The sequence below is a fragment of the Yinghuangia soli genome, assembly GCF_021502675.1.
Taxonomy (GTDB): Bacteria; Actinomycetota; Actinomycetes; order Streptomycetales; family Streptomycetaceae; genus Yinghuangia; species Yinghuangia soli.
Genome location: NZ_JAKFHA010000046.1, coordinates 55,125 through 64,052, shown reverse-complemented (window position 1 = coordinate 64,052; position 8,928 = coordinate 55,125). Strand labels below are relative to the sequence as shown.

The 8,928-nt window shown below is 72.1% G+C and carries 5 protein-coding genes and 1 pseudogene; 3 read left to right on the top strand and 3 right to left on the bottom strand.

Going from position 1 to position 8,928, the window contains the following annotated elements; genetic code table 11:
- The 3 genes and pseudogenes from LZ495_RS39575 to LZ495_RS39565 all read left to right on the top strand — a co-directional run.
- A pseudogene (locus LZ495_RS39575) lies at positions 1-1,010 on the top strand (hypothetical protein); the annotation flags it as partial.
- Positions 1,011-1,135: 125 nt separating this feature from the next.
- Positions 1,136-2,692 (top strand): hypothetical protein, encoded by a 1,557-nt coding sequence (locus LZ495_RS39570; protein WP_235058059.1) that lies wholly within the window; start codon positions 1,136-1,138, stop codon positions 2,690-2,692.
- Between the two features lie 59 nt (positions 2,693-2,751).
- Positions 2,752-3,486, top strand: a complete 735-nt coding sequence (locus tag LZ495_RS39565; RefSeq protein ID WP_235058058.1) for a hypothetical protein — start codon at positions 2,752-2,754, stop codon at positions 3,484-3,486.
- Positions 3,487-3,585: 99 nt separating this feature from the next.
- Here LZ495_RS39565 and LZ495_RS39560 read toward each other — a convergent pair whose 3' ends face one another.
- The 3 genes from LZ495_RS39560 to LZ495_RS39550 all read right to left on the bottom strand — a co-directional run bounded on the left by LZ495_RS39560 (position 3,586) and on the right by LZ495_RS39550 (position 8,859).
- Positions 3,586-4,344 carry an SDR family oxidoreductase gene (locus tag LZ495_RS39560; protein WP_235058057.1) on the bottom strand — a complete coding sequence of 253 codons (759 nt, stop codon included), beginning with the start codon at positions 4,342-4,344 and terminating at the stop codon, positions 3,586-3,588.
- Positions 4,345-4,447: 103 nt separating this feature from the next.
- On the bottom strand, positions 4,448-6,169 hold the full coding sequence (locus LZ495_RS39555) for an N-acyl-D-amino-acid deacylase family protein (protein ID WP_235058056.1): 1,722 nt from the start codon (positions 6,167-6,169) through the stop codon (positions 4,448-4,450).
- 65 nt (positions 6,170-6,234) lie between these two features.
- Entirely contained in the window at positions 6,235-8,859 is a 2,625-nt protein-coding gene (locus LZ495_RS39550) for a CHAT domain-containing protein (RefSeq protein ID WP_235058055.1), read from the bottom strand.
- Positions 8,860-8,928: the final 69 nt, after the last annotated feature.

Below are 8,928 nucleotides of genomic sequence, written 5' to 3'. Positions count from 1 at the left end.
CCCCCCCCCCCCCCCCCGACCAGCGCGACGATGCCCGGACAAGGGTCTCCGCCTTGAGCGCGGACTGGGACCCGCGGCGCAACATCCGCGCGGTGGAGAAACTCTCCGACGGCCGGATCGTGGCGACCCTCGACGGCGTCCAATTGGAGGCGTGGTCGCCTGCGGGGCAACGGCAGTGGGTGGTCCCGGACGACAGCGGCGGCCGCGACATCGTCATTGCGGCGGACGAGCAGTCGGCATGGGTCGGACTCGTGCGCTCGCCCTGGACAGGGGAGGCCGAGGCCGTCGTGCGACTCGCACTTCAGGACGGGGCGCAACTCGACCATTTTGCTCCCACTGACGCGGTTTCCCTGGTGCGTTGCGCCGACGGCCTGCCGGCCCTCGCGCCCGCGGGCGACAACGGTGCGCGGAGTCGGTTGCGTATCCGGCATGGCCGTCGGATCTACTTCCGGGAATCCGTGCTTGCGGAGGGCAAGCGGCGTTATGGCCCGAGTGAGGACTGGCTGGCGGTGGCGGAACCGGAGCCCGCGACGGTCGCCGGACGCCCGCGAGAGCCGGAGAAGGCGGGGGGCCGCCGTCTGTCGCCGTACGCGTGGATCCCCGGCGAGACTCACTTCGCGGGTCCGGGGATCGAGACCGCCGACGGAGACCTGGTCCATGCCGGTTCCGTGCATCACGGCGCCGGATTGCAGCCCGGCGGATCGTTCGTCGTACGGCGCACGCCGGAGGGCGGCGATCCGGTGTGGGTCTTCCGGACCGACCGCATAGCCACGGATCTCGACCTCGACCACGGCGCGGACTGCGTCTACGTCACGTACGGCGACGGCGAACTCGTCGTACTCGACCTCCACGACGGGAGCGTCCGCCGCCGCCTCCACTTGGCCGTGGCCGGACTTCGTGTCGTGGCCACCGCGCTCACCGTCACGGGCCCCGGCCGCATGCTCGTGGGCACGAACGACGGGAGACTCCTGGACTGCGCGATGACCGGGGAACGAGACTCAGCCGAGTAGCTTTCCTGGTCGCATCACGGACCCCCTTTACGGGCTGCCGTCCTCTGGTCCGACGCAGCGTCAATCCTGTTCCCCGGCAGGCACCTTCCTGACTGGACGACCAACCATCCGGCATACTGCGGCCCGTGCGTTCCCCGATAAGCCTTCCCGACGGAGCCCGACCGCCCGGGGTCGAACCGTGGCTCACCGCGGACGCCGAGCGCTGGGCCAAAGCCCGCCCGCCACGCGGCCTGCACCCGGCGTGGCCTGCGGCAGCCATGGTCGCCGCCACAGTCATCGTCTGCCTGACAGCTCCGCCGGCCGCCTGCGACTCTGTCGGTGTATGCGCGCCGGAGCCGTCCGGACAAGTCGTCTTCGGATTCGCTGCGCTGTACGTCGCAGCCCTGCTGCGCTGCATATGGCTCGCGGCACCGGCCGGAGCGGCGGTGCTGGCGGGCTGTGTCGTCTGGATGTCCGAGGGCGGCCTTGATGCGTGGCATGTGTGGTGCATGGCGGCTGCGGTGGCCTGGGGGTTCGCCGCCGCGGCTGCGGAGTTCGCAGTGTCCCGACGGAGACGCCGGCTGTTCGCCTCGGCCTCCCAGGCGCCGACCCCGTCCGCTGCTTGGCACCGCCGTACCTTCGTGCGCCGGTCGAGCGCGGCCGCGGTGCTGCTGGGGGCGGGCGTTCTCTGTGCGGTGATCGGTGCCGGCCGGACACCGGACCCCGAACACGCGTCGACGACGTCTGCTTCGGGGGGACTCTACGGCTATGGGTTGTTCGGCCAGGCCGAAGGTACCTCCGGACAGCTGCCGATCCCGTTCACGCTGATGGGGGAGTCAAGCGGCTTGGTGCCCGGGCCGTTCGAGTCGTACCAGCACGATGGGGTGCTGTACACGAACCCCTACTTCTACGCGTCGGCACCGCGTGACATCTCACCGCTGACGTGGGCAGGCATTCTTGCCGCAGCCCCGGCGCTCACTTTCCTCGTCGGCGCGCTGCGGATCCCGTCGAGTGCCGCCCAACTCCTGCGCGGCCAGGTTCCCGCCCGCTTGGTCCGGGTGCGCGAGCAGAGCCCGGGCGTCACGGTCGTCTACCCGGCCGACGACGAGTACGGGCGTACCCCGCTGTTCGTGTGCCGCGTACCCCTCCCGGCCGGAGCCGACGCCGACACGATGCACGAGGCCGTCCTGCACGGCCGGCCGCGGGCAGACGGGGCCGTGGCCCTGACCGTTCCCGATGCCGCATGCCCGGACGGCACCTGCACCGAGATCACCGCGTCCGGTATCCGCCTGATCCCCACCTCCGAGCGAGCCCCGTACCGGCCCCGCGGCCTCGAGGTGACCGCGGAGCAGATGGGCGAACGGGATGCCCCGGTGGCCTGGAGCCTCACCGGCAGGTCGGTCTCCGCCGATGCGCTCGGCGTACGCCTGTCCACACCCTGGCGCCACCGCACGGTGCCGTGGGACGACGTCGTACGGGTCTCGTACCGTCCGCATACCCTGCTCGTCACCACCACCCGCGGCCACCGCCACTCCCTGCATGGCCCAAGCGAACTGGCCCACGCCGCCGCCGTCCTGGACGCCATGCGCGCCCACCCGGCGCTGCGCCCGAGCGAAGAGGACGCACACGCGGCCGCCCCGCGCTTCTGGTTTCTCCTCCCGATCGCGGCGATCGCGATCCTGACCGCCTACCTGTTGACGTAGCGGCCAAGAAAGCGCGGGCCGCGAGCGGGACGCCTGCCCGCGTTCTGAATGATGGGCGCATGCACTTCGAGGAGATCGACATCCCGCAGGCGAAGCGCGCCGAGCACCTGATCGCCCATCCCGGCTTCTGGCCTGCATACCTGGAACAGGTCTTCTCGCACGAATTGGACCTGGACGACTTGGCCGAAGCCTTCGACGCCAACCCCGGCGAAGCAGACGCCGCCGCATCCCTCGTGTTCGAAGGCAACACCTGCCACCTGTTCGCCCTCGACCTGCCCGACCGGCACTCGCTGGAAGTCCGTATCACCAACCTGGATTTCGGCGACGAGTCCGAGAACACGCGCGAGTACGCACTCGTCCACCCCGACTGGACCCGCCCCGGGTTCCTGGCGACAATCGGCCCCGACCCGGCCGGCCCCGGGCTGGCCTGGGCCGAGCTCCGCGCCCTGGTCGCTGCCACACCACCGGGTGCCCGACTCGGCCCCGCCACCCGGCTCCTCCTCCTGCTGCCGATCCTCGGCGACGCAGACATCCCGCTCGGCGAAGCCGCGGACCTCATCGCGCAGGCCTTCACCGCCCACGGAGCGATACCCGCCGCCGTGCCGGTCCTGACGGCGCTCGCTTTCGACAACGACTGCTTCGGCCCGGTCGCTTGGACCACCGATCAGACGTACGGCACCGGCATCCTCGTCTGCGCCGCCCCCAACAGCGCCCGGACCATCCCGATCGCCCACGGCGGCATCACTACCCGCCAGAGCCACCGCCTCGCCCGCCTGCTCGGTACCGCGGGCTGACAGCACGGGGCCGATCGCCGTCGCCGAGATCCGGGCGGGTTCGCGGAACCCGCACTCATGCCCTACGTCCACCTGACCGGCATCTGCAGGCAGCGGCCGTCAGTGCTGCTGCCAGGCCTGTTCGAAGTGGAAGGACTTGATGAAGCAGTCGCGCGGCTGGCCGATGGCGAACAGGACGCAGTCCACCAGCGACTGCGCGGTGAGCGCGTCCTGCGGTCCGCGCGGGGTGCTCTCCCAGGCCTCGCCGAGCGGGTCCGGGTTGGCGAAGTCCGGCGGGTAGAGGGAGATCACCCGGATGCCCTCGGGGCGCAGGCGCTTGGACAGCACCTCCGTGAAGCCGCCCTGGCCGGCCTTGGCGGCGTAGAAGGCCTCGTGCGCATCGGACAGGAAATGGCCGGGGGTTCCCGCGGTCGAGACCATCGTGACGATGTCGGGCACGTCCGAGCGGCGCAGCAGGGGCAGGAAATGCTTGACGGTGAGGACCGTGCCGGCTGTCCCCGAGGCGACCGTGGCGACGATGTCCTCGTCGGATGCCGAAACCAGATCCGCGGCGGCCAGGTAGCGGGCGCCGTTGTTGATCAGGACGTCGACGCGGTCCGTGCGCTCGGCCACCGCGCCGGCGAAGGCGGCGACGGTGTCCGGTGCGGTGAGGTCGCAGCGGTACGCGTGTACCCGTTCGTGCCCGCGTTCCCGGATCTCGGTGGCGACCGCCTCGGCCGCGTCCGCAGACCGGGCCGCGAGGTGCAGTTCGGCGCCCAGGTCGGCCAAGCGGATCGCGAGCGTCCGGCCGAAGTCCCGCCCGGCGGCGTTGATCGCGATACGGAGGTGGTCGAGGCGGCCGGGATTGTGCGTGGTCACGGTGGTGCCTTTCGGTGGAGGTGCCGGCTCCACCGTACAAATGCCGCGACGGGTGCCCGCGTCCGCCACCAGGGGCGGGGGACGCGGGCACGTCGAAGGACCGTCAGCGCGGCGCGGCCGCCGACGCGTCGAGCATCCCGCACGGGCGCGCGCCGGTGGGGGAGCCCGCCAAGTGCGTGGGCACGCCCGCGGCGACCGTCGCGCGGTAGTTGCCGTGCGGACGCGTCAGGCGCGCCGATCCGTCCGGCATGTCGTCGACGAAGTAGTCCAGCTCGTAGGTGAGTTCGTCGAGCGCGAAGACGGCCAGGTCGCCCGCGTAGCCGGGGGCGAGGATGCCGCGGTCGCGGATACCGAAGATCTCGGCGGGGCGCGACGTCAGCGCCTGGACGGCCTCCTCGATCGTCAGGTCGCCGCGCTCGCGGACGTGCCGGGTGAGCAGCAGCGTGCTGTCGCCCGCCCCGCACATCATCTGCACGTGCGCGCCCGCGTCGCTGGCGCCGACCACCACGCGGGGGTCGCGCAGGAGTTCGGCGACCGCGTCCGGGTCGTCGTTGCCCAGGCCGATGACCGCGAGGCCGAGGTCGACCTTATTGTCCGCCAGCCAGCGCATGAACACGTCGGCCTCGTGCTCGCCCGGGTGGTCGGCGAGGATCTCGTCGAAGAAGCAGCCGACGTAGCGTTCGAGCGCAGGGTCGGACACGCGCACCGCGCGCAACTTGTGCATGCGGCCCTTCGGGAAGAGCGCGTACGGCACCTCGTCCCACTCGGCTCGGGCCTTGTCCCGCCACGCCGGGTCGGCCAGGCAGCGCAGCTTCTCGTCGCGGTCGACCTGCACCCACGCGTTCCAGTGCGGCATGGCGTTGAACACGATGGTGCGGTCGAAGTTGATCTGGATGTCGAAGCTGCGCGCCGACACCTGCGGGAACACGCCCGCGCCCTCGGCCTGCGTACGGCCGGCCTGTTCGAGGATGACGGGCACGTCCGCCGCGCTGCGGCCGCCCGCGCCCAGCTGCGTCCAGGAGCCGCGGACCGCGGTCCCGGCGCAGGCCCGGTGGATGCGCTCGATGTCGGCCAGCTTGTCGGCGAGCGGCATGTGCGGCACGAACTCGAAGACGGTACGCCCGGCCGCGTGCAGCGCCTGGGCGAGCGCGGCGAACTCCTCGTCGTCGGCGTACCGGCTGGCCACCGGGTTGCCCGCGCGGTCGGAGTCGACGAAGGACGTGGAGAGCCCGAAGGCGCCCGCCGCCAGGCACTCCTGCAGCGCGGCGGCGAGCGCGGCGCGCTCGTCCGCGGTCGCGGCCCGCTGGTCGGCGGCCTCGCCCATCGCGTACGCGCGCAGCGTGGAGTGGCCGACGAGCGCCGCCACGTGCACCGCGCTGCCGAGCGCGTCGAAACGGTCGCGGTACTCGGCCCAGGTCGTCCAGTTCCACGGGATGCCGGTACGGAACGCCTCCGGCGGCATGTCCTCGATGTAGGAGAACGCGTCGAGCAGCTTGTCGCGCGCGGCGGTGTCGCCGGTCAGCGGCGCCAGGCTCAGCGAGCAGTTGCCCTGGACGACGGTGGTGACGCCGTGCCCGGGCATCGGATCGGCGCTCGGGTCCCACCACAGGGACGGGTCGAAGTGCGTGTGCGCGTCCACGAATCCGGGCGCGACGACGGCCCCGGACGCGTCGATCTCCGGCTCGCCCTGCGGGGTGAGGTCCGGGCCTATCTCGGCGATGACCCCGCCCCGGATCCGCACATCGGCGACGCGCCCCGGCGCGCCGGTCCCGTCGACGACGGTGCCGCCCCTGACAAGAAGATCGCCGCCACGAAGCTCGCCCACGCTGCCACCCCACGCCCTGATTGTTTACGTTGCGTAACGTAACGTAGGGCGGGCCGCCGTGAAGATCAAGAGCCGGGAGCAGGGGAGGGCGGCCAGTCCCGAATGTGCAGATCCCGGTTGTCGAGGCCGACGGCGACCATCGTGCCGTCCGGGCTGAACGCTCCTGCCCGGACGCTGCCGGGGAAGGCCAAGTGGAACGCCGGTTCACCGGTCGCCGCGTTCCAGGCGCGGAGAACTCCGTCCCACCCGAAGGTCGCCAGGTGGATCCCGTCCGGGGTGTACGCGAGATGGTGTGCTGCCCGGCTGTGTCTCTCCCCGCGCCTGGCGTGTCGCATTTTCGACAGCCGGACGCCGGTCTCGGCATCCCAGACCCGGGCTGTGCAGTCGTCGGACGCGGTCGCCAGGTGCCGGCCGTCGGGACTGAACAAGACGTCGGTCAGTCCATGAGGGTGTGTCAGGGAGTGCAGCAGCAGCTTCGTGTCGGTGTCCCAGATGCGGACCCTGCCGTCGTCGCCCGCCACGGCGAGTTGGGAACTGCCCGGTCGGTACGCCAGGGCGCGGACGCGGGCCCGCATGGGCAAGTTGAAGTACCTTTGGGAGTTCTCCAGCGAATAGACGTGCGCGGCCTGTTGCTCACTGGCCACTGCCAGGTTCTTCCCCTGCGCGTCGATGGCCAGGGCCTGCACGTCAAGGAGGCTGAACTGCCGCTGCCGCTTCCTGGGCTTGCGGTCCCACCAGGTGACGGTGCCGTTGGAGCCGGCGGTCGCGAAGGATTGCCCGTCAGGCATGAAGGCGGCGTGCCAGAGCGGTCCCGACTGGCGGCCCCGCTGCTCTCCTTCGCCCTCGGGACCGCCGTCCAGGGCGACGGTGACGACGAGGTTCCAGTCGCACGCGGCCACCAGGAAGCTGCCGTCGGGTGCGAAGGCGAGTGCGTTGGCGGCGGCAGACAGCCGTCGGGTCATCGCCCGCGACGTCAGCGGGGGCCCGGGCTGCGTCGCCCCGCCCAGCTCGCGGCGGGCCTGTTCCTCCAGGTGTGCGGACGCGGAGGAGGCCAAGTCGTCGACGAAGGCGAACCGGTCCCCGGGGCCGGCGGGCGCCGCTTCGCGGAACCGTTGCGCCGTGGCAACCACGGCCTTCCAGTTGCCGTAGCGGTGCAGCAGGGCGATCCCGGCCGCGAACTCGTCGTGTTCGATCTCCCGGTTGGCTGCGGTGAGGCCATCCTGCGCGCCTGGGTGGTCCGGCGCCGCGGCCAGCAAGCGTTCGTACTGCGCCGCAGCCTCTTTCCAGTCCTGCCGTGCGACGGCCGCTTCGGCTGCCGCGGCTGCGGATGCCGCTGCGCGACCGTCCTTCGCATCGGCCAGCCTTTGCGCTGCGCGCGGATGGCCGGGATCGATGGCGAGCACGCGGGCGAACGCCTCGATGGCCGCGTCCCATTCATCGGTGTAGAACGCGCCGACTCCGCGGCTGTACCAGTCCTCCGCGGCTGCTCGGTCCTCGTCACGCGGGACGGACTCCGCGACCGGCTTGGCCGGGACGTCGGCGGCCGCCGCCCCGAGGTCGAACAGCCGCCCCTCCAACGACCGCATGTACAGGACCGGCGTCCCCCACTCCAGCGATCCCGGGTGCGCCATCCAGATCGCTTGCCGGGCCTCCGTCACCGCCAAGTCCACCGGCAACTGCCGGGCCAGGGCCTCGTAGAACGTCCGGCTGCACTCCACCGCCGACGCGTCCGTGATCGGGAACTGCATGGCGAGCACCGCGGGCAGCCCGCGGCGCATCAGGGAGCCCGCGACGCTGGAGAACGGGTCGACCGGCGCCGCCCGCCCCGTCTCGCAGGCGTTCAGCACCGCCAGCCGCAGCGAACGGTGTCCGGCCAGCAGGATCGCCAACTGCTCGGCGCGGAGCGCCTGCGTGCCGCCGCGTTCGCCGGCAAGGGCGATGGTGCCCTCCTGCGAGCTGCTGTCGAAGCCGCCGTGCCCCACGAAGTGGAACACGTGCCACGGGCCGCCGGCAGCACCCGTCCCGCCCGCTCCGCCCGGCCGCAGCGCATCGCGCAGGTCCCGCCACGTCTCCCCTGGGACGCGTCCCAACTCCACCAGCCCGGCGTCGACCAGATCAGCCAACGCCGTACGCAGCCGGTCGAGTTCCGCCTCCGCGGCCAGGTGCGCCCGGTCCTCGGGGCGGGCCGCCATGCACAGGATGCGCAGCGGCCCCGAGGCCTGCAACGGAACCGTGGGCGGCAGCGCGTACGGGTACCGGATCAGCGGCGTGTCCAGGCACAGGTAGCCGTCCTGGCCGCTGTCGAACAGGAACTCCCAGGGGAGTCGCGCAAGTTCAGGGGGATGCACACGCAGCACGACCCGCAGCCGGCTGCCGTCCCGAGCCGCCCGATGCCGGGCCGACACCAGAAGCGCGTGCCCGTCGCCGGTGACCAGCGCGTCGAACAGCAGCCGCCCCAGTTCGTGGACCGCGACCTCGTCGCCGGTGACCGTACGCCGCACCACTGCGGTCGACGCCAGCACCGAGTCCGGGACGCGCAGCGCCAGCGCGTCGAGCACCGGCGCGGGCGGCAGGACCATGGCGGTCACCGCCTCGCTGCCGCCGGGCGCTCTCCAGACGACGTGGTACCCGTGCTCGCTCGCCGCGCCGATCTCCACGTGCAGGTCGAGATCGGCCGCGTTTTCCCCCATCCGGCAAGTCTAGGAGCGCGGGCCGCTCCGGGACCGGAACTCGCGGGGGAGCGCGGACGGCGCGGGACC

What these genes read in the sequence shown, in the direction of transcription:
- LZ495_RS39550 (WP_235058055.1), bottom strand. Translation starts at nt 8,859, where the DNA reads ATGGGGGAAAACGCGGCCGATCTCGACCTGCACGTGGAGATCGGCGCG.
- LZ495_RS39565 (WP_235058058.1), top strand. Translation starts at nt 2,752, where the DNA reads ATGCACTTCGAGGAGATCGACATCCCGCAGGCGAAGCGCGCCGAGCAC.